The organism is Chitinophaga arvensicola, assembly GCF_900110835.1.
Lineage (GTDB): Bacteria > Bacteroidota > Bacteroidia > Chitinophagales > Chitinophagaceae > Chitinophaga > Chitinophaga arvensicola.
On record NZ_FOJG01000002.1, the window covers coordinates 2572556 to 2597213 of the forward strand.

General features: G+C 47.1%; 20 protein-coding genes. 5 read left to right on the plus strand and 15 right to left on the minus strand.

Annotation, left to right across the window (positions count from 1 at the left end; all coding sequences use genetic code 11):
* Nucleotides 1-688 precede the first annotated feature (688 nt).
* Complete coding sequence (locus BMW79_RS27725; protein ID WP_177192360.1) at nt 689-3505, plus strand: S8 family serine peptidase; 2817 nt, start codon at nt 689-691, stop codon at nt 3503-3505.
* A 96-nt stretch (nt 3506-3601) separates the two neighbouring features.
* Here BMW79_RS27725 and lpdA read toward each other — a convergent pair whose 3' ends face one another.
* The 7 genes from lpdA to BMW79_RS27760 all read right to left on the minus strand — a co-directional run bounded on the left by lpdA (nt 3602) and on the right by BMW79_RS27760 (nt 11738).
* Entirely contained in the window at nt 3602-5008 is a 1407-nt protein-coding gene (gene lpdA / locus BMW79_RS27730) for a dihydrolipoyl dehydrogenase (RefSeq protein ID WP_089900934.1), read from the minus strand.
* Nucleotides 5009-5235: 227 nt separating this feature from the next.
* Nucleotides 5236-5895, minus strand: a complete 660-nt coding sequence (locus BMW79_RS27735) for a LolA family protein (RefSeq protein ID WP_089900937.1) — start codon at nt 5893-5895, stop codon at nt 5236-5238.
* Nucleotides 5896-6029: 134 nt separating this feature from the next.
* Nucleotides 6030-8672, minus strand: a complete 2643-nt coding sequence (locus BMW79_RS27740; RefSeq protein WP_089900941.1) for a DNA translocase FtsK — start codon at nt 8670-8672, stop codon at nt 6030-6032.
* 84 nt (nt 8673-8756) lie between these two features.
* Nucleotides 8757-10181 carry an alpha/beta hydrolase family protein gene (locus BMW79_RS27745; protein WP_089900944.1) on the minus strand — a complete coding sequence of 475 codons (1425 nt, stop codon included), beginning with the start codon at nt 10179-10181 and terminating at the stop codon, nt 8757-8759.
* 13 nt (nt 10182-10194) lie between these two features.
* Nucleotides 10195-10587, minus strand: coding sequence for a DUF423 domain-containing protein (locus BMW79_RS27750; protein ID WP_089900947.1), 393 nt, complete (start codon nt 10585-10587; stop codon nt 10195-10197).
* Nucleotide 10588: 1 nt separating this feature from the next.
* Nucleotides 10589-11083 (minus strand): shikimate kinase, encoded by a 495-nt coding sequence (locus BMW79_RS27755; protein WP_089900949.1) that lies wholly within the window; start codon nt 11081-11083, stop codon nt 10589-10591.
* Nucleotides 11084-11117: 34 nt separating this feature from the next.
* On the minus strand, nt 11118-11738 hold the full coding sequence (locus BMW79_RS27760; protein ID WP_089900952.1) for a 4'-phosphopantetheinyl transferase family protein: 621 nt from the start codon (nt 11736-11738) through the stop codon (nt 11118-11120).
* Nucleotides 11739-11862: 124 nt separating this feature from the next.
* Here BMW79_RS27760 and dcd point away from each other — a divergent pair, with 124 nt between their 5' ends.
* Nucleotides 11863-12399 (plus strand): dCTP deaminase, encoded by a 537-nt coding sequence (gene dcd / locus BMW79_RS27765; RefSeq protein WP_089900957.1) that lies wholly within the window; start codon nt 11863-11865, stop codon nt 12397-12399.
* A 41-nt stretch (nt 12400-12440) separates the two neighbouring features.
* On the opposite strand, the gene BMW79_RS27770 is transcribed toward dcd, so the two are convergent.
* Together BMW79_RS27770 and BMW79_RS27775 are read right to left on the minus strand one after the other, a co-directional pair.
* A complete protein-coding gene (locus tag BMW79_RS27770; protein WP_089900960.1) occupies nt 12441-13544 on the minus strand; it encodes an AAA family ATPase in 1104 nt (367 codons plus the stop codon).
* Nucleotides 13528-14238, minus strand: a complete 711-nt coding sequence (locus tag BMW79_RS27775; RefSeq protein WP_089900963.1) for an RNA ligase family protein — start codon at nt 14236-14238, stop codon at nt 13528-13530. The genes BMW79_RS27770 and BMW79_RS27775 overlap by 17 nt, the downstream gene beginning before the upstream one ends.
* 198 nt (nt 14239-14436) lie before the next feature.
* On the opposite strand from BMW79_RS27775, the gene BMW79_RS27780 reads away from it, so the two are divergent.
* Nucleotides 14437-16194, plus strand: a complete 1758-nt coding sequence (locus tag BMW79_RS27780; protein WP_089900964.1) for a DUF885 domain-containing protein — start codon at nt 14437-14439, stop codon at nt 16192-16194.
* A gap of 112 nt (nt 16195-16306) precedes the next feature.
* On the opposite strand, the gene BMW79_RS27785 is transcribed toward BMW79_RS27780, so the two are convergent.
* Together BMW79_RS27785 and BMW79_RS27790 are read right to left on the minus strand one after the other, a co-directional pair.
* A complete protein-coding gene (locus tag BMW79_RS27785) occupies nt 16307-17527 on the minus strand; it encodes a DUF4272 domain-containing protein (RefSeq protein WP_089900967.1) in 1221 nt (406 codons plus the stop codon).
* A 230-nt stretch (nt 17528-17757) separates the two neighbouring features.
* Nucleotides 17758-18612 carry a 3-keto-disaccharide hydrolase gene (locus tag BMW79_RS27790; RefSeq protein ID WP_089900970.1) on the minus strand — a complete coding sequence of 285 codons (855 nt, stop codon included), beginning with the start codon at nt 18610-18612 and terminating at the stop codon, nt 17758-17760.
* 100 nt (nt 18613-18712) lie between these two features.
* Between BMW79_RS27790 and BMW79_RS27795 the strand changes: the two genes are divergently transcribed.
* Both BMW79_RS27795 and BMW79_RS27800 read left to right on the plus strand, forming a co-directional pair.
* Nucleotides 18713-19348, plus strand: a complete 636-nt coding sequence (locus BMW79_RS27795; protein WP_143059283.1) for a hypothetical protein — start codon at nt 18713-18715, stop codon at nt 19346-19348.
* A 217-nt stretch (nt 19349-19565) separates the two neighbouring features.
* Nucleotides 19566-20288, plus strand: a complete 723-nt coding sequence (locus BMW79_RS27800) for an SRPBCC family protein (protein ID WP_089900975.1) — start codon at nt 19566-19568, stop codon at nt 20286-20288.
* Between the two features lie 81 nt (nt 20289-20369).
* Here the strand turns inward: BMW79_RS27800 and BMW79_RS27805 are convergent, their stop codons facing one another.
* The 4 genes from BMW79_RS27805 to BMW79_RS27820 form a co-directional block, all read right to left on the minus strand.
* A complete protein-coding gene (locus tag BMW79_RS27805; RefSeq protein ID WP_089900978.1) occupies nt 20370-20672 on the minus strand; it encodes a YtxH domain-containing protein in 303 nt (100 codons plus the stop codon).
* 583 nt (nt 20673-21255) lie between these two features.
* Nucleotides 21256-22512 carry a TlpA disulfide reductase family protein gene (locus BMW79_RS27810; protein WP_089900980.1) on the minus strand — a complete coding sequence of 419 codons (1257 nt, stop codon included), beginning with the start codon at nt 22510-22512 and terminating at the stop codon, nt 21256-21258.
* Between the two features lie 4 nt (nt 22513-22516).
* Entirely contained in the window at nt 22517-23206 is a 690-nt protein-coding gene (locus tag BMW79_RS27815; RefSeq protein ID WP_089900983.1) for a YggS family pyridoxal phosphate-dependent enzyme, read from the minus strand.
* 121 nt (nt 23207-23327) lie between these two features.
* Nucleotides 23328-24467 (minus strand): acyl-CoA dehydrogenase, encoded by a 1140-nt coding sequence (locus BMW79_RS27820; protein WP_089900986.1) that lies wholly within the window; start codon nt 24465-24467, stop codon nt 23328-23330.
* Nucleotides 24468-24658: the final 191 nt, after the last annotated feature.

Below are 24658 nucleotides of genomic sequence, written 5' to 3' on the forward strand. Positions count from 1 at the left end.
TTGCTGGCAGATAGTTATAACACTTGCGATACAAGCAATTACAACATAATCATGCCGTTACCCGTAGATGCTTGCTGGCAGATAGTTATAACGCTAGCTATACAAGCAACTACAACATGATCATGCCATTACCCGCAGATGCTTGCTGACAAATAGTTATAACGCTGGCTATACAAGCAATTACAACAAGATCATGCCATTACCCGCAGATGCTTACTGGCAAAGGTTAACAGCATTTAATGCATGTCTTGTATCGTGGCTGAATAAAACATGAAATAAATAATAGCATTCCCATTCAGGCATGCCTGTTCTTTCATTTTTATTACCACAAATACAATCGCTTAGCTTTGATTATTTCCTGAAAACAGTGCGCTCGTTTCCGGGTACAATACAATCGCTAATATGCCCGTTATGGCATAGCATCAGATGCGCTGGGTTGGTGATGATTCAGTAATACCGGCTGTTTCCGGCGACTAAGACTTGCTCTACAGATTAAATGTTTGTGAAATGGTTTTCCAGATCGTTGCTCAGATTTTGTTGAATTTTATATTAAGGATTTCCTGTTTCAATATTACAACATTCGTTTTATTTAAAAAAAATATTTTGTTTTATGCGCGGGAAAAAATTGTGTTGAAAAACTAAATGCACTAGCTTTAGGTAGCAACATAAAACCAAAATCATTTACCTGTTGCCCGCGCCCCTTATGCGTTTACCATCCTGGAAAATATGGCCTGTGCTGCTTTTTCAGCTTTGTTACTGTTACTACACCGCTGCACAACCGGCCGTAAAAACAGATAGCCTGCTGCAACGATACGCAACAGATACCTTTTCATTACAACGAACCGGTGGTCCCTTCTTTGTAAAATTTTCAAAACGGCCGAAAGAATCACAACTGCAGCAGTGGAGGATACTGCAGCCGCTAAGCCGCTACCATTATATATTACAGCAACATCCGGATGACAGCACCGTCACGTATTGCTATACTGCAAATGACAATTTTAAAGCCAGTATGGCATTATTGCAGCAACTGGAAAAAATACGCGACTGCGATAGCATTACCGTACAACTGGCTTGCATGCTCACTGATAATACGTTACAAAATGCGCATATAATCTCTTATTCACCCCGTTATAAAGTAGCAGTAGCAAGCATCCGGAAGAAAGATTGGAAAACTGTTATCAGTAATCCGGTTATACAGTTTGCAGATCTTATCCGACGGCCTTCTCCTGAAATCATTATCAATACCGCCAACCTGACGCTCAACCGGATCACCTATGCACAACAACAGTTTCCCGGAGTCACAGGAAAACGTATATCCGTTTCCGTTAAAGAAGATCTTTTTGACACTACCGATATTGATCTGCAGGGAAGATACCGTCCTTCAGTATACGCATCAGCACTCAACAGCACGCATGCACTCATCATGGCCACGCTGATCGGTGGCGCAGGTAACAGCGGGATAAATGGTAAAGGCGTAGCGCCGGAAGTACAGCTGAGTTCTGCCGATTACAACAACAGTTTGTTTCCGGACGATGACGCTTACTATCAGCAATCCGGTATCACAGTACAGAATCATTCGTATGGTACCACGATAGAAAATTATTACGGTGCAGAAGCAGCGGCCTATGATCAGCAGGTGTATACATCAGACACAATGGTACATGTATATTCTTCCGGAAATATCGGCACACTGGCCTCTTCCGCTGGCCGCTACAGCGGCATTTCGGGCTATGCCAATTTATCTGGTAATTTCAAACAGGCAAAAAATATTATTACAGCAGGTGGTACAGACGGATCCTCACTGGTAATGGCGCTGAGTTCCAGGGGACCTGCATACGATGGTCGTCTCAAGCCGGAATTAACTGCTTTTGGAGAAGATGGTACTTCGGGTGCAGCAGCACTTACCAGCGGCGTAGTAGCATTGCTGCAGGATGCCTGGAGGCAACAGCACAACAGCCCCATGGCAGCGGCATTGGGCAGGGCACTGCTGATCAACAGCGCTACAAGGGCAGCGGGTACCGGCCCCTCCTTCTCTCATGGATACGGCGACCTTCATGCGTATGGAGCTTTACAAACACTTACCCAACAACATCTGCTGCAGGGAGCTGTAAGCAAAGGCACCATCAAACGTTTCGACATAACGGTTCCGGAGGGCATACAGGAGCTGAAAGTAACGCTTTGCTGGAATGATCCACCCGCAGCCGTCAACGCGCCTAAAGCGCTTATAAATGATCTTGATCTGGCAGCTATTACTGCAGATGGCAAAACCTGGCTGCCATGGATATTAAATCCGGACCCCGATTCCCTCGCTTTGCCGGCAAAGCGCGGCAGGGACAGCATAAATAATATAGAACAAATCAGTGTTATGCACCCGGTGGCAGGAAACCTGCAACTACAAGTATCCGGAGCTGCCGTATCCACCACAACGCAACCCTTTTACCTGGTTTATGAATGGATCCCGGTAAAAAGTTTTCAATGGCAAAACCCGGCGCCCGGAAGTGTTTCCCGCGCTGCCCAAACCATCCCATTGCAATGGCAAACTACGTATAGTGGTAACAGTGACATCTCCTATAGTACGGACAGTGGCCGGTCCTGGCAGCCGGTTGCACAAAACATTCCACTCTCCAACGGCCCTGTCAACTGGACCACACCGGATATTTTTCAACCGGTATTGCTGAAACTAACATTACCTGATACTTCATTTATCAGTGCTCCTTTCTATATTTCACCACAACCAACCATTCATACCGGATTTAATTGCAAGGATACCGTATTGCTTTACTGGAATGCACAACCAGGTGCTGCTGCTTATCAATTGTACACACTGGATAAGACCTCGCTGATACCGTATAGCCAGGTCCGTGATACTTTTATCTTCCTGCCTGCTTCGCAGGTATCTTCTGCATACTTTGCAGTGAGCCCGGTGGCTACTACCGGCTGGGCGGGCCTCCGCAGTTACGCCATGAATTACACACAGCAGGGCGTAGGTTGCTATGTACAAACTCTGCTGGCAGATCCAACTACCACCAACCAGGTATTGCTGTCGCTCACACTGGGCAGCACCTGGCATCTTCAAACCCTTTATTGGGAGCGGCTTACGCCGGAAGGATGGATCACCCTGCAGGAACAGCCCATCAACAACGCGCTGCACCTGAATTATGTAGATCCGCAACCTCCGGAAGGATGGCTGCACTACCGGGTTAAACTGCTTACCAGCACTGGCACTTACGTGTATGCTGATCCGGTCACCATTACCCTTATTGCTGACAACCATATCCTGCTCTTTCCCAACCCTGTTAGTACACAGCTGACTATACTGGATGGCGCTGCACGCTCCCGCAAGCTGTTGATCACAGACATGAGCGGTCGCATTGTTTTACAACGCAACCTGGAAGGCACGCAGGAAACAGTGCCGGTACAGCAATTAGCGAATGGGGTGTATCATTGCGGGATCTATGCAGATAATAAACGGATCTATTCAGCGAAGTTTGTGAAGCAGGAATAGGCTGATATAAGTTTTTAGCACGCATCCTGCCGGAAACAAAAACAGCCGCTCCGGAAATCCGGAACGGCTGGCATTATACTTACAATAATATGATGATTACAGGTGAATCGCTTCTCCGTAAGCTACTTCAATGGCGTCTTTTACAGATTCGCTCATGGTTGGATGCGGGTGGATAGAATCCAGCACTTCCTGGTAAGTAGTTTCCAGTTTACGCGCTACTACTGTTTCAGCAATGATCTCAGTTACGTTAGCACCGATCATGTGGGTACCTAACCATTCGCCGTATTTAGCGTCGAAAATTACCTTCACAAAACCTTCGGTAGCACCGGCTGCAGAAGCTTTACCGGACGCAGAGAATGGGAATTTACCCACTTTCACTTCGTAACCGGCTTCTTTAGCTGCCTTCTCGGTATAACCAACAGAAGCAATTTCAGGTGCGCAATAAGTACAGCCTGGAATGTTCATGTAATCAATGGTTTCCGGTTTGTGTGCATATTTCTTTTCGTTGTATGCGATAGCTTCTACGCAAACGATCGCTTCTTTGGAAGCCACGTGTGCCAGTGCCTGACCAGGAACCATATCACCAATTGCGTAAACGCCCGGGATATTTGTCTGGTAGTATTTATCAACCAATACACGGCCTTTATCGGTTTTGATACCCAGTCCTTCCAGACCGATGTTCTCGATATTGGCAGCGATACCTACCGCACTCAGTACCACGTCTGCTTCCAGGGTGATTTCGCCGGTGGCAGTTTTTACTTTCGCTTTCACACCGTTACCACTTGCTTCCACTGCTTCTACTGAAGCGTTGGTCATGATATCGATACCTTTCTTTTTGTATATTTTTTCCAGTTCTTTGGAGATGTCTTCATCTTCAACCGGTACGATGCGCGGGAGGAATTCAACGATAGTTACTTTCGTACCCAGGGTAGCGTAGAAGTAAGCAAATTCAACGCCGATAGCACCGGAACCCACCACAATCATGGATTTAGGTTGCTGAGGCAGTACCATCGCTTCGCGATAACCAATTACATTTTTACCGTCGATCTTCAGGTTAGGCAGCTCACGTGCACGTGCGCCGGTAGCCAGGATGATATGTTTTGCGTCGTATGTGGTGGCTTTACCGTCTTTATCGGTTACTTCCACCTGGCCTTTGGATTTTACTTTACCATTGCCCATTAATACGTCGATCTTATTTTTCTTCATCAGGAACTGAACGCCCCTGCTCATTTTATCAGCAACACCACGGCTACGTTTAATAACGGCCTCAAAGTCTACTTTTGCATCACCTACAGTGATACCATAGTCTTTTGAATGCTGTGTATATTCAAAAACCTGTGCAGTTTTTAACAAAGCCTTCGTTGGAATACAGCCCCAGTTTAAACAGATACCACCCAGACTCTCTCTTTCCACTACTGCAGTTTTAAATCCCAGCTGAGAAGCACGGATAGCAGCCACATATCCGCCGGGCCCACTACCAATTACGATTACGTCGTATGCCATATTGTTTAATTTTAAATTGAACTCGCCAAAGGTAAATAAATAACAAGAAAGGACAAAGCTTTTGGTACAGCCCTATTCACCACCGGCCTGCTGCGTAGCGCTAAATCACCCGTGGTGGCGGAATAGCAGGACCCTTTCAAACGGTAAAAGCCACCGGAACAGCGACAGACGGGGTATAAATCCGCTCCTGTTACTGTTCCGGTGGCCTTTATTATAGAAAGTTGATCCTATCGGAGGTCTACCACTTCTACACCAGGATAATTTTTGGCGTCAAAAGTGAAGGTCGCATCGCTCAGGTTGGTGTTCGGCGTAAAGTTGGTGATCTCGTAGGTATAGTGATTACCATTCTTTTCAAACACTTTCATTTTCGCAATGCTCTGGTTCTTCTTATCTACCGAAACGATTACCTTGAATACATTTTTGGATTTGTCGGTAGGTGTCAGCTCGATATTCTGCAACACTTTTCCTTTTTCAGTGGTTTCACCATCCAGTTTGTACAGATAATCCTTATCGTAGAAATTGGTGAACAGTTTTGCCGGTGTCATGGCGCTGCTGCTCTGGTCTACTGTATTTACGGTTACTTCATTCACGTCTTTCGCATACGTCCAGGAAGTTTTGTTGTCACTGATGATTTCCTGTCCGGGCAGCGTTACTTTATATTTGGCTCCTTTCAGGTATACGGTACCTTTCTTGGAATCGGATACGCTGTTGTTGGCGCCTTCTACTTTCAGGATGAAATTAGCGACTACTGTTTTTAATGATTTGAATTTATTACTAACACCATCCAGTACGGTTTTAGCCTTTGGGTCTGAGGCTCCCTTAGATTGTGCCATGCCGCTGAAAATGATACCACTCAACAACATTCCTGTTAATACAAATTTCTTCATCGTAGTTTTTTTTAGTTTGTGCTCTCCCAGCAAAGACAAATGCCATGCCGGTAAAGCTTAGTTGGTCTTTTACAGGGTGCAAAATTCATGATATTTCCTGAAAAAGGGTAATAAATTCGGTCTTCCTTAACATATTATAACAAATTATTAAGGATTTCGTTCAGCTCGCTCTCTGTTTTCACAAGTACATCCCTGGCTTTACTGCCCATATTAGGACCCACAATGTTCGCGGCTTCCAACTGATCCATCAGGCGGCCGGCGCGGTTGTAGCCCAGTTTCATACGGCGTTGCAACAGGGAGGTAGACCCTTGCTGGGCGGTTACAATCACCTGGGCAGCCTCTTCAAAAAGCGGATCCCTGTCGGCAATGCTCAGTTCCCTGCCATCCGGATCTTTATCGTCTACATATTCGGGCAACAGGAAAGCATCCGGGTAACCTTTCTGGTTACCGATAAATTCGGCTACATTTTCCACTTCCGGTGTATCCACGAAAGCACACTGCAAACGCACCAGCTCCCCGTTGAACGACACCAGCATATCCCCCTGTCCTATCAGCTGCTCCGCGCCGCCGATATCCAGGATAGTACGGGAATCTATTTTGGAAGACACCTTAAAGGCCACGCGGGCCGGGAAGTTGGCTTTGATGGTACCGGTAATAATGTTTACAGACGGACGTTGCGTGGCAATGATCAGGTGAATACCTACCGCACGGGCCAGCTGCGCCAGGCGGGCAATCGGCATTTCCACTTCCTTGCCCGCCGTCATGATCAGATCCGCAAACTCATCCACTACCAGCACAATGAAGGGCAGGTAACGATGGCCTTTCAGCGGATTGAGGCGACGTTGGGTAAACTTACCGTTGTACTCACGGATATTACGGGTACCGGCTTCCTTCAGCAGGTCGTAACGCAGATCCATCTCAATACACAACGCATTGAGGGTATGGATTACTTTCTTGGTGTCTGTAATGATTGCATCATCCTCGCCGGGTAATTTGGCCAGGAAGTGTTTTTCAATGAGCTTATATAAGGACAGCTCCACTTTTTTCGGATCTACCAGTACAAACTTCAGCTGGGAAGGATGCTTTTTATACAGCAACGACACCAGCAGGGTGTTGATACCCACAGATTTACCCTGACCGGTAGCACCTGCCATTAGCAGGTGGGGCATTTTCGCGAGGTCGGCAATAAAGTTTTCATTGTCGATCTTTTTACCGATCGCGATGGGCAGGTCCATAGTGCTGCTCTGGAATTTCTCCGAAGCGAGCATATTCTTGAGCGATACAATGGTCTTTTTCACATTGGGCACCTCTATACCGATGGTACCTTTTCCCGGGATGGGGGCAATAATACGGATCCCCAGCGCCGACAGGCTCAATGCGATATCATCTTCCAGGTTTTTAATACGGGAGATACGAACGCCGGCTGCCGGCACAATTTCGTACAGTGTCACGGTAGGTCCTACGGTAGCACTTATTTTCTGGATGGAAATATCGTAGTTTTTCAGGGTATCAATGATCTGGTTCTTATTCTTTTCCAGTTCCGTGGTATCCTGTACAATTACTTTATCGGCATTATGATTTTCCAGCAGGTCCAGGGTAGGGAACTTGTAATCTCTCAGATCCAGTGACGGATCATAGGGATCTACTGGTTCCACGGGCCTTACCGGGGCAATTTCCTCTACTTCGTCTTCTTCATCCTGGTAGGTAGGTTTTATTTCAAACGCCACTTCTGTGGGGGCGCCTTTCTTTTTGGCAGGAGGTGGCGGAGGCTCCGGGGTTTCCTCTATATACAGCAATGGCCCGGGATCTTCCGCTTCCTCTTCCTCTGTACGCAGGTCTTCTTCTTCCGTAAAAGAAGAAGCGGGCACAGGAGGCATATAAGGTGCGTGAGACGGGATGACTGTAATATCTTCCCTTTCCACCAACTCCATTGGTGGCAGGTCTTCTTCCTCTTCTTCCGCATGTGGAGGGATCACCATCACACCGCCATCGTCGCGGAGACCGTTTTTGCGCGGATCTTCCCTTACCGGAGCTGTATTGGTGGCTGCCGGAGCAGCTGGTGTTGCAGTAGCAGATGCTACAGGCGCTGCAGGTGCTGCTGCGGGCACTGGTTTGGGAGGTTTTATCTTTTTCTCCGGCCATTTGAAATCAAAATTGAATTTCCAGATCAGCCAGGAGAAGCCCACCACAATCAGGAGGAGTGCAGTCCCTGTTTTACCTACAAAGCCGCTCATCCACTTATTCAGGGCATCGCCCATGGCGCCTCCCCAGGGAAAATCGTGGCCATTGGTGACAAAGGCCATGGTCATGCTGATAAACAGCAAACCAAACAGGATATACTTTATACTGCGCCAGATACGGAATACCCGGCGGCCTACGATAAAGTTAACTCCTACAATAAAAAAGAAATAACAGAACAGGTAGGCAGCAATTCCTACACCGTAAAAGAAGAAGTTATGTGACACATAGGCACCCAAACGGCCCAGCAGGTTGTCTACTTTTACATCCCCAAAGAATAATTCCCGGGTAGAATAATGGAAGATTTTATCCTGGTCATCTTCCCAGGTGAAAAGATAGGAAGTGAACGCAATAAAGCAATAAACAGACAATAAAAGAAAGAACACGCCCAATACCTTATGGGTGCGTTCATCTTTCACCAGCTCTTTTACCTTTACCTCCGGCTCTTTATCTTTTTTCAGTACATCAGGGTTCGTTGCAGGGCCTTTCGGTGGTTTTTTGCTTTCCGGTTTTTCAGTTTTCAGTTTATTCTTGGACATATTCGTTTTTTAGCTGTTAGCTCTCAGCTTATAGCTCTTAGTGTGACTGCAACAGCTTTTGACAGCTAACTTTAAATTTTGGGACTACCTGTCCGCCGCTGGCGGCAACTGCAAAATCCAGTGCGCCATAAACTCGGGGACCAGGGGATCAATGGTTTGTTCTAACTCTCCGTATTCACTTACATCACATGTTTTACAACGTTGGAACAAATGATTCAACCCATCAAACTTACGGATTGTTGTGAGCAGATTGCCATTTTCATTTAATGCACGTTCAATTTCTTTCAGATTTGTATTGGCATCTACCTGTATGTCGGCGGTGCCGTTAATCGCCATAAACGGACACTTGATCTGTTTCAGATAGGTCAGTGGCCGGTATCTTAATAAAGTTAATGTTTCTGGCGTCATATTGGCATCCCGGATCAGTTCTTCTTCTGTTTGTCCTTTCTTAACGTCTGCACTTGAATTACGGTATATTTCCCGCAGCATTTTTTCTGCTTCGGGTCTGATCTCTGCTATCGGGCGGTCGCTGGCCAGCAGATCCCAGTAGGGTTTCAACTGCTGCCGGTCTGCCAGGATCAGGCTATCTGATTTGCCTGTCATTCTACCTTTGGCAGCCGCCTGCTGGTCTACCAACTCCCTGCCGGTAATACCTACACCTGCCATGGAAATTACAAAATCCACGGCCGGATTGTTTGCTGCAGCAATACAGGCCACGCTGGCCCCTTCACTGTGGCCCACAAAACCGATCCTTGCCGGATCAATGTCTTTCCGGGTTTTCAGGTAACCCAATGCTGTCAGCGCATCATGTGAAAAATCGTAAATATCGGCTGATTCAAAGTCACCCGTAGAAGCACCATACCCACGGTCGTCGTAACGCAGGGTCGCAATTCCATTACGGGCAAAATAATCGGCCAGTACCAGGAACAGTTTATGACCTGCCATTTCCTCGTTCCTGTTCTGCGGACCGGAACCTGTCAGCAGGATCACTACCGGGTATTTTCCGTTAGCCGCCGGACGGGTAAAGGTACCGCCTAATGAAACGCTGTCTTTTACATTATTGAATTTTACTTCTTCTGTATAGTAAGGGTAAGGAGGCTTTGGCTCCTGTGGTCTTTTGTAGATGTCGGCCAGCGCAATCTCTTTACGTCCCAGTTCTATCTGGCTGTCATCATTGCCTATACGGGCCACGCCACGGAACTTTTTCACTGCAGGATCCCATACGCCGGTGTACGTAAAATTCACATCATCCACCCGAAGCAGCAGGGTATCCTTACGGTACACGACTGTTTCCATTTCCAGCGATTCACTTTCCGGCAGATCGGGTAACAGGAGCTTGCCTTTGTAACCGGCTCCGTCCTTTTCCAGTTCCAGGATCACGCGGTACTTATCTCCGTAATAAAGTTTAAAGGCGCCGTACCATTTACCGGCAATATTTGCATTGTCCTGTGCCATCACTACTGAACCAGTCAGCAAACTCACTATCAACACCCAGAAACCTCTGTACATATACGAAAATGCTTTACGCTTTTAATTTTAAAATACCTGCCAGCAAAGAGATCCAGCCGGCAATAAAGAATACACCGCCTATAGGTGTCACAATACCGATGCCTCTCAAACCTACATTGCCGGTGGCTTTCAGGAGGGTGAGTGCGTACAGTGAACCGGAGAACAGGATAATACCGATAATAAAGCATCTGCCTGCCCATACCAGCTGGCTGCCGGGCAGATGTGCAAACAAAATGCCGGTAGCAATCAATGCGAATACGTGATAGAACTGGTAAGTAACGCCCGTCTGAAAAGTAGATACGGTTTCAGGAGGCACCAGCTCTTTCAGTTTATGTGCGCCAAATGCGCCTAAAATAACTGCCAATGCGCCTAATACCGCCGCCCAAACTAAAAAACTCTTATGCATACTAGAAATTTTGCGTAAAGGTATCCAATGAAATATTATCCGATGTAATTATATGCTTCGATTGCTCGTAAAAAGGCAGTCGTTCTGCCATCTTTTTCTCTATAAAACCTGCCAGGTCTTCATCTTCCAGATCAGCAATCAATGGCCTTTTCGATTTCTTACGTTGCAGTCTTTCTGCCATCGCTTCCACGGATGGATTGATCCAGATGGTCGTACCATTCTCATTCATAAAATCCATGTTCTCCTGGAAGCAGGGTGTTCCGCCTCCGCAGGAGATCAGGAAGTTTTCCTGTGCAGATAACTCCCGCAGCAACTCACTTTCTTTTTCGCGGAAATAGTCTTCCCCTTTCGTAGCGAAAATATCTGCGATGGCCATCTCTTCTGCTTCCACAATCACTTCGTCCAGATCATAATAGGGCAGTTGCCAGTGGTCTGCCAGTTGTTTACCCCAATAGGATTTTCCGGCACCCATAAAACCGAGTAAATAAATCTTCATAAATAAACGCAACAGTGCTTAATAAAATCTTTCCTCACGCAGGATGAGTCCATGCCAGGCATAGGTCATTTTCCATAATGTATTGCAAATATAACCGCGTATTTGCTTCCTCTTTGTTAAAATCGGCGGTGATGAAACCGGCCTGCTGAAAAACAAAGGGATGCAGCTTCATATTCTGTTTAAAATCAACGCTTCCCAATCCATACCATTTAAACATCGCCTCTTTGGCACTCCAGCAGATCGTTTTATGAGGCAGCTCATGGGCAGGATCAATAAATGCCCGTTCAGCGGGCGACAGGAACTTATGCGATACCAGCTCTATTTTTTGTTTCACTTCTTCAATATCAATGCCCACAGCGGCTTTGGTACTCACAATAGCAGCCGCGTAATCACCGCAATGAGAAATAGAGAAATGATGACTATCGCATACCAGTACCGGCTTCCGGGAATTGGTGACAGTAATCTGTTCGATGGGAAACTCCGGAAAAAGCGTTACCAGCAGGTATCTGCCGGCAAAATGCTGCAATCGCTTATGCGGATGATGAATAGCCGGGCTGATGTTTACCTTCTCCCGGAAAAAAGTTTCCGGTTCCGTTATCTTCCATACACCCAGCTTCGTTTCCGGATCAATTTGTATCGTTCGTATTAATGGCATATCTTGCCAAATTAAAGCAAAAAAGCAGAAAAAACAGCTTTTGGCAGGGCGTCTTTAACGAAATGCTAACAGCTGAAAACTCAAAGCTACCATTATAGCTCACTAAAATTAAACGAACCAAAGCATGATTCTGTCAGACAAACGGATATTGGAGGAAATTGAAAAAGGCACTATCGTCATTGCTCCCTATGACCGTAAATTCCTGGGGACCAACTCCTACGATGTGCACCTGGGCAAATACCTGGCTACCTACAAAGACCGTGTACTGGATGCGCGCAAACACAATGAAATTGATCACTTTGAAATTCCGGAAGAAGGATTTGTTTTACAACCCGGTACCCTTTACCTGGGCGTAACAGAAGAATATACGGAGACGCATGCGCATGTGCCGTTCCTGGAAGGCAAATCCAGCACAGGCCGTTTAGGAATTGATATCCACGCCACTGCCGGTAAAGGCGATGTAGGCTTCTGCAATACCTGGACCCTGGAAATTTCCTGCGCACAACCCGTACGCATATACGCAGGAATGCCTGTGGGACAGCTGATCTACTTCGTAGTAGAAGGAGAAGTAGAAACTTTCTATAACAAAAAAGGCAATGCCAAATATAATGGTCGCACGGTGAAACCCGTAGAGAGCATGATGTGGCGGAATGAATTCTGATAAAAGCGTATGCAGCGGAAGTATTCCGCTGCATACGCCGGTTAACAACAATAAATCACTTCGTGTGCTTCCGTTACAGACGGCACTTCCAGCTTACTGATCAACCGCTCCACCACCGCTACCGGCACCACTGCTTCCCTGTCTTTATTCTGTTGCAATAACTTCGCCGCCGGCACTTCCACATACACAATTGTTACTGCTGCCTGATAAGTTGTAAAAAGACTGATCACCTGTTCCCGCATCTGCCGGGTAATATTAGTGGCATTCCAGAGAAAGGATCTTTTTTCCCGGAGATACACACGCGCCTGTTCTTTCGCAGCCTGAATCACTGTACCATTACCGCTTTTATCGGTAGGACTGATCTTCATTTCCTGCCGGATATTATCCAGTGAGATGACCGGCAGGTGCCGGTAATGTTTACGGACGTATGTGTCTTTGCCTGCTCCCGGCAAGCCGCTCATCATGATCACGGTGGCTTGCGGCGTATCAAACGGCACGTAATCCGGGGAGCTGTCGGCCTTCTGAAGGTATTGCATCCGGGCTTCAGGCGTAGCAAACGCACGTGGCCTGCCCCAGCATTGATTATCGCGGCACAGTTCTTCAAAACAATCAATGCGGTACAGCAGATCGGCCTGGTCGCTGCAGATCCGGCCCAACGCATCGGCGCGGGCCAGCAATGCCAGCCATTCCGTATTCACTTCCAGGCTGGCCGTGATCACAGCTTTCTGCGGATCGGGCTTTTCAAACACCCATAGGGGCAGGCCGTGATACCGGACCAGTTTGGCGATCTGCTCCCGGAGAAAGAAAGGCGCCGGTACTTCCCGGTAAAGGATCTGCCGGGCCTTCCCCTCCCCTTTGCGGGCATGCCCCGCCGATGTGATGCTGCCATCAGGCGCTGTCACCGTGGTACTGAACTTTTCCACATCATGCAGTAGTGCCGCCGCCCAGAGCAGTTCCTGCTCCTGCGCGCCAAGCGCCTGGTAAGCGGGCAACTGCTGCAATGCCGCCAACACCATCTGCGTATGTACGGCCACGTTACCTTCCGCATGATGAATGGCATCCTGCGGAACATCAGCCATTACGCGTACCCATTCAAATGTATTTTCGAGGTGGGACCAGTCTTTATTTTCACTGAGCTGCCACATAATTACCTCCTTCGTTATTTAACCTTGCACGGCGCCAGTGACGGGTCCAGTGCTGGTCTGTTTTTACATGTCCCTTACGGACATACTTAAACATGTTATCTGCGAAATCGCTGACCGCATATCCGGCAGCATTACGGGACACAATACCTTCCATGGTAGCGGGTTCACCGGTATGCACATCATGCGGATCAAAAGCACCCGGACCGTTTACAAGCGATAAAATATCACGCTCAAAATCAGTGCGTACCAGTGGTGGTGTGATGCGTTTTACTTCCGGCACCACCGGCAGGTCGAGCATAGCGGCATAGAAGTGGGTTTCTTCCCAACTGAGCCAGCGGTCGCCCTCCCGGATGCCAAACACATAAAAATGATGATCCAGGTTACGGTATTCTATAGAATGCACCGCATAAAGATTCTCCAGGAAAATCTCCAGGTTACCCAGGTCGTTCCGGATACTTTGCCAGTACTGGCGAATGGTAGCTGTCCACGGCGATGTAGTGGGCGCTGCATGTGAGCGCGCAAATACACCGTATCGCGACAAACAATTATTTTCACCGTCCAGCTTTTCCGTATGAATCAACACCGGGATCTGTTGCAGCGATTGCCAGTATTCGTGTTGAATACGGTCATCGCTCGTAGTGCCGGGTGAAAACGGATAATGCCAGGTACGGCCATATTTCTGAGAAATTGCCATGTTAGCAGGGTTTGAATGAAACAATATTTTCACAGGCCGGTTCCGGGATGGAACGGCGAAAGGAATAAAACTAATATGCCTGTGACATTACATGGCGCAAGTGTTTGCAGTGTTTATTATTAATGAGCAGCAAAAGTAAAGAAAATAATTAAATAGTATATTACGGTGGCTTTTTTGAAACAACAACAATCTACTGCAATGAAAAGATTCCTCCTTTGCGCCACCGCCGCAGCTGCCCTCGCAGCCTGTAACAACAACGGCGCCGGCAGCAAAACCAGTGGTACCGATAGTACGCTGAATCATGCCTTCAGTAACTATGAAGCTCATTTTATTGATGCCCTGTGGAAAGAAAACCCTGACTGGGCCACCAACGTTGGTTTCCATCAATATGATTCCGTGCTGATTGTGCCGGATAGTGCCGCCAGACAATCCAGCCTGGCTTTTGCACAGCAACACCTGGACTCGCTGAAATCATATGATCTCAAGGCTTTGAGTGATGCCAACAAAATCGACTACCAACTGATTCAGAATTACCTGGAATCCGTGCAATGGAATATCAAAGAACAGAAAGGCAGTGAATGGGATCCTTCTTCCTATAATGTGAGCAATACGTTTGCGTTTATCCTGAATGAAAATTATGCACCGCTGGAAACCAGGCTGCGCGCCTTTGGCGGCAGATTGCAAAATATTCCGGCCTATTATGAAGCCGCTAAAAAACAGATCAAGGATCCGGTTCCTGAACTCACCTCCCTGGCAATTGACCAGAACAATGGCGGCTTATCTGTTTTCGAAAAAGACTTTGCAGACTCGCTGAAAAAAACCAGTATTCCTGCGGCTGAACAAACTGCCATGATTAACAGCGCCAAAACCGCCACCAAAGCCATCCGCGATTATGCCGATTGGTTAAAGGCATTGAAGCCGGAACATCCGCGCAGCTTCCGTTTGGGCAAAGCACTGTACGATCAGAAATTCAAATACGACATACAATCCTCTTTCAGCGCAGGACAGATCTATGATTCTGCCGTTGCCCGTAAAGCGTTTGTACACGGAGAAATGACAAAGATCAGCCGTCAGTTGTGGAGTAAATACTTTGGTACTGCTCCTATGCCCACCGATTCACTGGAACTGGTAGGCCTTATGATAGATACGCTTTCTGTGAAACATGTGAAACCGGAAGAATTCCAGTCGGCCATTGAAAAGCAATTGCCTTCGCTGATTGCTTTTATCAAAGAAAAAGATTTGCTGTATATCGATCCTTCAAAACCATTGGTGGTACGTAAAGAACCAGCTTACATGGCAGGAGTGGCAGGCGCTTCTATCAGTGCCCCCGGCCCGTACGACAAAGGCGGCAACACCTACTACAATGTAGGCAGCCTGGAAGGATGGCCGAAAGATAAAGCAGAAAGTTACCTGCGCGAATACAATCACTACATCCTGCAGATCCTTGATATACACGAAGCTATTCCGGGTCACTACACACAGCTGGTATATGCCAACCGCTCTCCCAGCCTGATCAAATCACTGATGAGCAACGGCGCCATGATTGAAGGATGGGCGGTATACACAGAACAGATGATGCTGGAAAACGGCTATGGCAACGACGAACCTGAAATGTGGCTGATGTGGTACAAATGGAACCTGCGCACCGTATGCAATACCATCCTGGATTACAGCGTACACGTGAAAGATATGAGCAAGGAAGACGCCATTCACCTGCTGACCAAAGAGGCATTCCAACAGGCCGCAGAAGCAGAAGGCAAATGGAAACGGGTGAGTGTAACCAGCGTACAGCTGACCAGCTATTTCACCGGCTACAAGGAAATCATAGACCTGCGTGCAGCCTACAAACAGCAGCAGGGACAAAACTATAATCTGAAGAAGTTCAACGAAACGTTTTTAAGTTATGGTAGCGCACCGGTAAAGTATATCCGGCAGCTGATGCTGAAAGGCGAGTAAAGGCGCCTCTTACTTTTTATGTCTAAAAGATTCGGGGAGATAGAAGCGGATATTCGCTTTTATCTCCCCGAAATATTTTTACAAATAAGTTTTGAGAAAATTCCTGATACCATCAGGTATCGCAGGTCACCTCATCCCAGGTTTGATCCCGGTAGTTGATCAGCCAGTTAAGGGCGTAATGTCTTTCGTATACAATACCAGGATGCACAGGTTCTTTTTCGCTTCTTAAGCGGGCGTCTACACAAGCCCAGTTGGCGCGGTAGTAAAGATCGTTGGCATCCAGTATTTCTGATGCGTTGCGTAAGGAGGTAGCGCCAGCCAGGAATACAGCCGGATCGGAAGCCGGGCCACGGAAAGGGAATGCCTCTTCCGGTACCATATCCAGGTTGCAGAGGGCGTCCATTTCCCCAAGAGAAGGCACTTTGTTGAGTGCCCACAACAATACCCAGATATCTTCACATTTCCAGGTTTCCCGTGTTTTTGCTTCGTCCTGCGGATCTTCGAGAAAAGCCTTTTCAGCGGGCGTTGTTTTATCCCAGAGCTGGTGTTGTTGCAGATAGCTGATTACGGCCGGACTTTCGAGATATCCAAAAGCTACCGTGTTTACAGCTGCAAGAACAGCTGCCCGTTGCGCTACTTCTTCCACAGAGCGGAGTACCACCTGGCTTTCGTCTGCAATTACAGGAAGATTGGGGGTGGTTTTCACCTTCATTTCCTCCAGCAGCTGCCGGTTTCTTTCTTTTCTGGCAGTAGCAGTATCGGAAGGAGCCTCCTGACTGTCGAAGTAGCGGGTATTGATATTTACCGTGAGATTGGTAGCGGTAGAGTGTCCGTTGACATCCAGGAGCAGTGCGCCGGTTTTATCCCAGAAGCCCTGTACATCTGTTTTAAAGATGAAATTGTTTTCGCAGAAGAAGATGCCATCGAGTTCGTGCGCCAGTTCCATGACAGCGGCCCGGAGGTCGCCATTAAAGGAAGGTGTGGCGAGGAAGGCGATTTCTGTATTGAGGGTGGCTACTTTTGCGAGCAATAGTTCTTTCAGGTCCGGATTATCTGCCGGGAGTTGTTGTACGAAGCCGTACATGCCCAGCAGGTTTGCGGTTACCGGGTCATCGTTGCGTACCAGCTGATAGCCGGGAATAGCGCGTTGACGGTAGGTAATAGTGAGGGTGTTGCCCTTTCTCAGGAGTTTTTTTCCTGAGCTGATGGTCAGCTGTTCCCATTGGTGTTCCGGTCCGGTTACCTTTACTGCCTGTTCTCCAAAATGTGCCCGCATGCGGGTCAACACTTTCTCCATTTCAACCTCGTGCGTATAGAGGGTACAATTTTCCATGCTGTGTCTTTCGAGGGGGCAAAGGTAGCAGAAAGCGGCTAAAAATGGTACCGGATTTGCCTTATTTGCAAGAAATGAGCAGATATGCGCATTTTATTCCAAGCATAAACATTTTCATATGAAAAGGAAATCCTTGCCAGCATTGGCTGCCTGCCTGTTGTTACTCAGCGCCAGCTGTTTACCGCCCAGACCACCCCGGCCGCCGAGGCCACCCCGCCCCCGTCATCACGTTATTTTGCTTTTTTCGCTCCCGGCCGGTTTTGCAACTGATGGAGAATTTTATTCAGCTTAACGGGATCATTGATGTAGGGAGAAAGGTCGAACAGTTCTACCTTTCTGAAGGCCACCGGGTGACTTTCACTCTGCAGGGAAATAGATCCTTCTGTGAGCAGTTTGCCTTCCTGGAGGAGGCCTGGTTTAGGGTGAGACACATTACCTCCGCCCATCTGCGGCTTGTTGTATACAATCACCGTATCTCCTTCTACAATGTGTTTAATCACGGAATCGCGCAGTACCAGTGCTTCAGCATGTACCCATACATCGCCGTGGTAGGTTTTTGAGGTGGAACTGATGCAATGGTCTTTGATCAGTTTTCCATTCATTACCACATTGGTACCCGGTGTACAGAGGTTGCTGGTAGAACGGGGATCAGTACCATTACCACCCAGGAGCTGTTCTTCCAGGGAGATAGGAAAATCCTGGTCTTTCGTCATGCTGGCAGCCGTTTGGCCGTGCAGCATCACGCCACTGTTGCGGTAAGCCCAACCCGGCCCACCTTTTACCTGCTCACCTGTAAATTTATATTCTACGACTACCAGGTAAGCGGAGAAGTTCTTTTTATAGAAGATGTGTCCGTATTGTTCTTTAAACTCATCATAGTTTTCGTAACTCACCTTCAGCATGCCGCTATCAACCCGGAAGGTGTTACCGTAGTTGTCGTTGAGTTCATGCCCGGTTATTTTGATATCCCAATCTTTAAGATCCTTTCCGTTGAAGAGTTTCAGCCATTTATTGGGGGCTATTTCCTTTTGTGCAAAGCTGTGAAGGCCAGCCAGCATGAATAACGCGGTCAGTAGTTTTTTCATATGTTCGTTTTATTTAACAAGCGTCAAGATAACCCTTCATTCAGAGAAATGCAAGCTGGCATATAATTCGTAAAGGCATTGTTGGCTCACACACTATCTTATGAGACGACTACTTATGTTATTCCCCCTGCTGTTATGCGTCATGATCACTGTTTACGGACAGGAAAAAGATGGCTGGCAAACTGATCTCCGGCAACAGATCATGGTATTGGAAACCGCAGCCCCTGCACAGTGGCCACCACGAATAGACACGCTGATGGCTTTGGCCAATGCGCATCCGGAAGAATGGTTATTGCAGTATTATGCAGGCTGGGCGGCTACACAACTCTCTTTTAAATCGGATAAAACAGCAGCGGAGGCACTTTGTAAGAAGGCCGAACCATTTGTGAAGAAGGCGTTGGAAATGCAACCCGGCAATACAGAAACGCTGACGCTGATGGGATACTGGTTATCTGCCCGGATCAATGCGGCGCCTTCACGTGGCGCTTCGCTGGGCGGAGAAAGCCGGAGTTATGCAGAGAAGGCTATTGCAGCAGATTCTACAAATCCACGGGCCTGGCTGATCAAAGCGTTGAATATTTACTACACTCCGGCAATATTCGGTGGAGGCAAGAAGCGGGCGAAGAGTACTGTAGATATCGTAGCAGAAAAGTTTGCCGCTTTCAAACCGGACAATGCGCTGGCGCCCCGTTGGGGACAACAAATCTTTGATGCGTTGCTGGCTTCTTACCGTTAATGAAAAGGCTGCAACGATTACAACCCCGGTGAATAACGGCGTGACGAACATCTCCCGAAAACAAGCTACCGGTAGTGTGTAAGAAATTACGCACCGTACCCGATGTGCCACAGGAACATGACGAGCAATACCATATCTATCTAACTAACAATCAATAACTTAATCGATTTCGAACAAAAGTGCAGGGTTTTAGCTGGTAGTTCCCCAAACTGTATATATGACTACCTTAACACAACATGATCTTTCATCACAACCAAAAGCAGGTTCTTTATATGATAGCTCCAATATCATCAATGTAACGCCGGAAGGTAGAATTGTTTCCATATTCACGGGTGCGTGGCTGGTGGGGAGTGCTATCAGCAAGGTCGATAAATCACCGGTAGGAAGCTTGTTAAAGCTGTTAGGCGCGGGTTACCTCTTGTATCGTGGCATCAGCGGGAACGACCTCGTGAATGGCTTTTTAGGTAAACGTAAACCCGACCGTCATACTGCTGCTGTGAATATCCGTACCACTCTTTCCATTGATAACCCAAGAGAGGAAGTTTACTATTTCTGGCGGCAGTTGAATAACCTGCCGGTGTTTATGAAACACCTGCAATCGGTAGAAGAAAAAGATCCTTTTCATTCGCATTGGATTGTAAAAGGACCGGGCGGTATTGGTACCCTGGAGTGGGATGCAGAAATTGTAAAAGAAGTGCCGGGTGAAATCATCGGCTGGCGTTCTTTACCGGGATCATCTATCGCTACAGCCGGAAGGGTTACATTCCGCGAAACATTCAATGGTGGCACCGAAATAGATGTGATGATCACTTATCGCCCACCAGCCGGATATGTGGGCTCCGGAATGGCCTGGCTGTTGAATCCTGCTTTTGAAAATATGATTGTAAAAGATATCAAACGTTTCAAAAACTATATGGAAACGGGAGAAATTTTGCAATAACATCTTGTCCTTTCTAATAAAAAATGCAGCGGAGATAACTTATATCTTTCGCTGCATTTTTTATTAAGGCAATTACCTTTATCAGGACAGAGCTTCTCTTTTGAATCTGTTGTAAACGCCCTGACTTTTGTTGATCAGTTTCAGTACTCTTTCGCGCACATCATCCTGTAAACCGGTTACTTCATGTTCAAATACTTCTTTCAGATCGGATAAGTCCTCTCCTCCCTTTCCCACAATGCCATTGATTTTATGGCGCCAGTCGTCTGCTTTTGTTTTAATTTTTTTACGGGTTCTGTCACCGCTATCCGGTGCCGTTAATAATCCGATTACTAATCCGGTAGTTAATCCGGCTATAGCACCTGCAAGAAATTTCGTTGTAGACATAATTTCTGGATTTTTATGGTTTAACAAATGATTCGTGTGCATAGTTCAAATCACACTACTAACTGAAATTTTCAAATATCAGGCCAGTAAAAGCCCATGTAGGAGGATCCGCTCTTAAAGAAATGTTATTGTATAAAGGGAGGAGAAAAAACCACCTGCTGAGTGAGAGTAAACGTAACCAGTATCAGTATCGTAAAAATCGAAGGGAACGCTATCCAGGACAACATCAGAGTTGACATTGCCCCGGCAGGTGGATAAGATAAGCGTATTAGATAATGGAATTTATAAAAGTCAAACGGAGCAGTAAAATAATTACATTCTGGTATTTTTCAAACCTTTTTGAAAGAAATGAAATAATAAATTTTATTAAAAAGTGAAGTATGCCCCGAGAGCAAATACCAGTGTGGGTTTGCTTCTTCCGGTATGATATTATATAATTATATCATACCATCGGATTAATACCTTTTTAACCTGAATATCTGAAAAACATCAGGCCGGAAAATAAAACTTAACAGGAAGATATTATAGAAAAGGGGTGCAATTCCTGTCCGGAATGCACCCCTTCGTATCGTTAAGCGACGTTCTATTTCGCGTCCAGCATATTGGAGACAAGGCGGTTAAAGTCGGCCTGGAACTGTTCATAATGTTCGCCAGTACCAGGACCGGAGAAACCGGTATGTACTTCCTGCACATCTCCTTTTTTATTGATGAAGATGGTGGTAGGGAAGCCTTTGATAGCAGTGAGCTGCGGAAGCGTTTTAGGCCCTTTCTCCGGGTCAGCGGGTGTTACTCCGGTGATGAGTACCGGATACTTTACATCAAAGCGTTTAAGGAAGCCTTCAAGCGCATGTTTCGACTTCTCGAAATCGGTGGTGCGTTCGTAAGCCAGACCGATGACTTCTACGCCACGGTCTTTATTTTTTTCATACCATTTGCTCAGGAAGCCGGTTTCGTCCATACAATTGGGGCACCAGGAACCCATGAGCGTAATGATCACTACTTTATTTTTAAAGCGGTCATCCTTGATGCTCACCTTATTACCGTTGAGATCCGGGAAGCTGAAGTCCAGCTGTTGCTGACCAGGCTTCATGGTAGCGATAGTTCTTTCGTCCTGTAAAGCAGCCGTATCATTTTTCACAGCAGACCAGAACTCCAGTCCGTCGCCGATACCGGCGAAGAAGCGGCCATCCGTAATGCTGTCTTTTCCAACGCGGGCAGTGAAGAGATACGCATGCGAGCCGTCGAAGGTAGAAAGACGCAGGGTGTCGCCATCTACCACGCCATCGAGGAAGCGGTAATCGCCGGTAGTGGTGAGGAAGGTACCGTGTACGATATTACCGGATTGCTTGAATTCACCGATCGCAGTAGAGGGTGCTTTGTCCTTATCTTTTGAAGACACGAACTGTGTAACCCAGCGGCCGGAAACGTTCACAGTGGCGGGTGTATTCACGGCGAAGCGTTCTGCTTTGCCGGCTACCGCCGAGAATGGAATGCTCACATCTTTATCTGCCAGGTGCCTGATCCAGAGGCCTTCTACGGCGCTATCGGAAGACAGCTTTGCTTTGAATTCCGAATCAAAGAAAGGCATTTTAATAAAGAGGGAATCGCCGGTTACTTTTACATCATCTACCAGGAGTTTGTCGTTGGCATTGATGACATAAAGTACCTTATTACCGGCGGTATCTTTTACTTCAAAATTGAATACGATAGCTGCTCCGTCGGCCCGGTGCAGCTTTGCCTGCCACACACCATTGGCGAGGTTTTTAGCGGCGTTGCCGTTGTTGCAGGCAGTAAAGGCCATACCTATACCTGCCATGCAATAGATCCATAATTTCTTCATAAGACTACATTTGTGAATAGTTCCTTTCGCCAAAGAGCAGGCTGCCGATACGTACCAGGGTACTCCCTTCCTGCAGGGCCAGTTGGTAGTCGGCGCTCATCCCGATGGACAGTTCTTTAAAGTACGTTTCGTTGTTAAAATAAGTGGTTTTAACGGATCCGAATAACTGTTGGAGCTGGTGGAACTCTTTACGGATCTGTGTTTCGTTGGTGGTGTTAGTGGCCATTCCCATCATGCCGGCAATGCGCACCTGTGAAAAAGCGGAAGGATCGGCCTGGTATGCCTGTAACAGTTGCTGTAACTCCTGTTCATCCATACCAAACTTTGTTTCTTCTGCTGCAATGTGTACCTGTAACAGGCAATAAATGATGCGCTGCTGTTTGGCCGCCTGTTTATTGATTTCCTGCAGCAGTTTCAAGCTATCCACTGCATGAATGGTATGTACAAATGGCGCAATGAATTTTACTTTATTGGATTGCAGGTGACCAATAAAATGCCATTCAATATCTGCCGGTAAAAGGGCTTGTTTTTCGGTAAGTTCCTGTACGTAGTTTTCTCCGAAGATCCTTTGTCCTGCTGCGTAAAATGCTGCAATATCTTCCGCCGGTTTCGTTTTGGAAACAGCTACCAGCCGGGCATGATATGGTTTCAGCCGGGAAAGGACTTCGTTGTATGCGTCGAGATTAATTGCCATCGGGCAAATATACGCGGAATTTGTGTTACTGCCGATGGAGAAGGGAGTATGGGGAAAACGGCGAACTATCCGGGGAGATTGGAATCACCTTGCGGATTCCAATCTCCCGGAATACAAAATTTTAGCTCAGGATGGCCCTGCTGATCACGATGCGTTGTACTTCCGAAGTACCTTCATAGATCTGGGTGATCTTGGCGTCACGCATCAGGCGCTCCACGTGGTACTCTTTCACATATCCATAGCCACCATGCACCTGCACAGCTTCCGTGCTTACCCACATGGCTGCTTCAGACGCAAATACCTTTGCCATGGAACTGCTGAGGGTGTAGTCGTTATGCTGATCTTTATCCCATGCGGCTTTCAGACATAAGAGGCGTGCGCCTTCTATGCGGGTGGCCATATCGGCCAGTTTGAACTGGATGGCCTGATGCTGGGAGATTTCTTTACCAAAAGCTTTTCTTTCTTTGGAATATTTCAGGGCCAGTTCATAGGCGCCGCTGGCGATGCCCAATGCCTGGGAAGCAATGCCGATACGGCCGCCGGCCAGGGTTTTCATGGCAAATTTAAACCCGAAGCCGTCCTCTCCTATCCTGTTTTCCTTAGGAACTTTTACGTCCTGGAACATTACGCTGTGGGTATCGGAGCCACGGATACCCAGTTTATTTTCTTTTGCGCCGATGGTTACACCGGGCATATCTTTTTCCACGATCAGGGCGTTGATACCTTTGCTGCCTTTTTCCGGATGGGTTTGGGCCATTACCAGGTATACACTGGCGGAATTACCGTTGGTAATCCAGTTTTTGGTGCCATTGAGAAGGTAATGATCTCCTTTATCTTCTGCGGTAGTGCGCTGGGAAGTAGCATCAGAGCCCGCTTCCGGTTCACTTAACATAAAGGCGCCGATAACCTGGCCGGAGGCCAGTGGCACCAGGTATTTCTGTTTTTGTTCTTCCGTACCAAATGTTTCGAGGCCCCAGCAAACAAGTGAGTTGTTTACGCTCATGACTACGGAAGCAGAGGCGTCTATTTTAGAGATTTCTTCCATTGCCAGTACATAGGAAATGGTGTCCAGGCCGGCTCCTCCGTACTTCGGACTCACCATCATGCCCAGGAAACCGAGTTCTCCCAGCTTCTTGATCTGTTCAGCAGGGAATTTCTGGTGTTCATCCCTTTCTATAACACCGGGCAGCAACTCATTGACAGCAAAATCGCGTGCAGCTTTTTGTATCATCAGGTGCTCTTCCGTCAGTTGAAAATCCATGGTTTTAATTTTATATAGTAATAGACCCAAATTATTTATAAATAAGCACCTAAAAAAATAGCCGGATTAAAATTCAACGTTGTCAACCAGAACCGGGAAAATATTGAACAAATCGCTACGATAACGCTACTGTATTGGATTTGATTCACCTATTATATGCAATTTTTCCACCATTACACGTTCTGTTGCTT

Excerpts from the sequence above, each read along its gene's own strand:
- lpdA (WP_089900934.1), bottom strand. The coding sequence starts at position 5,008 with ATGGCATACGACGTAATCGTAATTGGTAGTGGGCCCGGCGGATATGTG.
- BMW79_RS27735 (WP_089900937.1), bottom strand. The coding sequence starts at position 5,895 with ATGAAGAAATTTGTATTAACAGGAATGTTGTTGAGTGGTATCATTTTC.
- BMW79_RS27740 (WP_089900941.1), bottom strand. The coding sequence starts at position 8,672 with ATGTCCAAGAATAAACTGAAAACTGAAAAACCGGAAAGCAAAAAACCA.
- BMW79_RS27745 (WP_089900944.1), bottom strand. The coding sequence starts at position 10,181 with ATGTACAGAGGTTTCTGGGTGTTGATAGTGAGTTTGCTGACTGGTTCA.
- BMW79_RS27750 (WP_089900947.1), bottom strand. The coding sequence starts at position 10,587 with ATGCATAAGAGTTTTTTAGTTTGGGCGGCGGTATTAGGCGCATTGGCA.
- BMW79_RS27755 (WP_089900949.1), bottom strand. The coding sequence starts at position 11,083 with ATGAAGATTTATTTACTCGGTTTTATGGGTGCCGGAAAATCCTATTGG.
- BMW79_RS27760 (WP_089900952.1), bottom strand. The coding sequence starts at position 11,738 with ATGCCATTAATACGAACGATACAAATTGATCCGGAAACGAAGCTGGGT.
- dcd (WP_089900957.1), top strand. The coding sequence starts at position 11,863 with ATGATTCTGTCAGACAAACGGATATTGGAGGAAATTGAAAAAGGCACT.
- BMW79_RS27770 (WP_089900960.1), bottom strand. The coding sequence starts at position 13,544 with ATGTGGCAGCTCAGTGAAAATAAAGACTGGTCCCACCTCGAAAATACA.
- BMW79_RS27775 (WP_089900963.1), bottom strand. The coding sequence starts at position 14,238 with ATGGCAATTTCTCAGAAATATGGCCGTACCTGGCATTATCCGTTTTCA.
- BMW79_RS27780 (WP_089900964.1), top strand. The coding sequence starts at position 14,437 with ATGAAAAGATTCCTCCTTTGCGCCACCGCCGCAGCTGCCCTCGCAGCC.
- BMW79_RS27785 (WP_089900967.1), bottom strand. The coding sequence starts at position 17,527 with ATGGAAAATTGTACCCTCTATACGCACGAGGTTGAAATGGAGAAAGTG.
- BMW79_RS27790 (WP_089900970.1), bottom strand. The coding sequence starts at position 18,612 with ATGAAAAAACTACTGACCGCGTTATTCATGCTGGCTGGCCTTCACAGC.
- BMW79_RS27795 (WP_143059283.1), top strand. The coding sequence starts at position 18,713 with ATGAGACGACTACTTATGTTATTCCCCCTGCTGTTATGCGTCATGATC.
- BMW79_RS27800 (WP_089900975.1), top strand. The coding sequence starts at position 19,566 with ATGACTACCTTAACACAACATGATCTTTCATCACAACCAAAAGCAGGT.
- BMW79_RS27805 (WP_089900978.1), bottom strand. The coding sequence starts at position 20,672 with ATGTCTACAACGAAATTTCTTGCAGGTGCTATAGCCGGATTAACTACC.
- BMW79_RS27810 (WP_089900980.1), bottom strand. The coding sequence starts at position 22,512 with ATGAAGAAATTATGGATCTATTGCATGGCAGGTATAGGTATGGCCTTT.
- BMW79_RS27815 (WP_089900983.1), bottom strand. The coding sequence starts at position 23,206 with ATGGCAATTAATCTCGACGCATACAACGAAGTCCTTTCCCGGCTGAAA.
- BMW79_RS27820 (WP_089900986.1), bottom strand. The coding sequence starts at position 24,467 with ATGGATTTTCAACTGACGGAAGAGCACCTGATGATACAAAAAGCTGCA.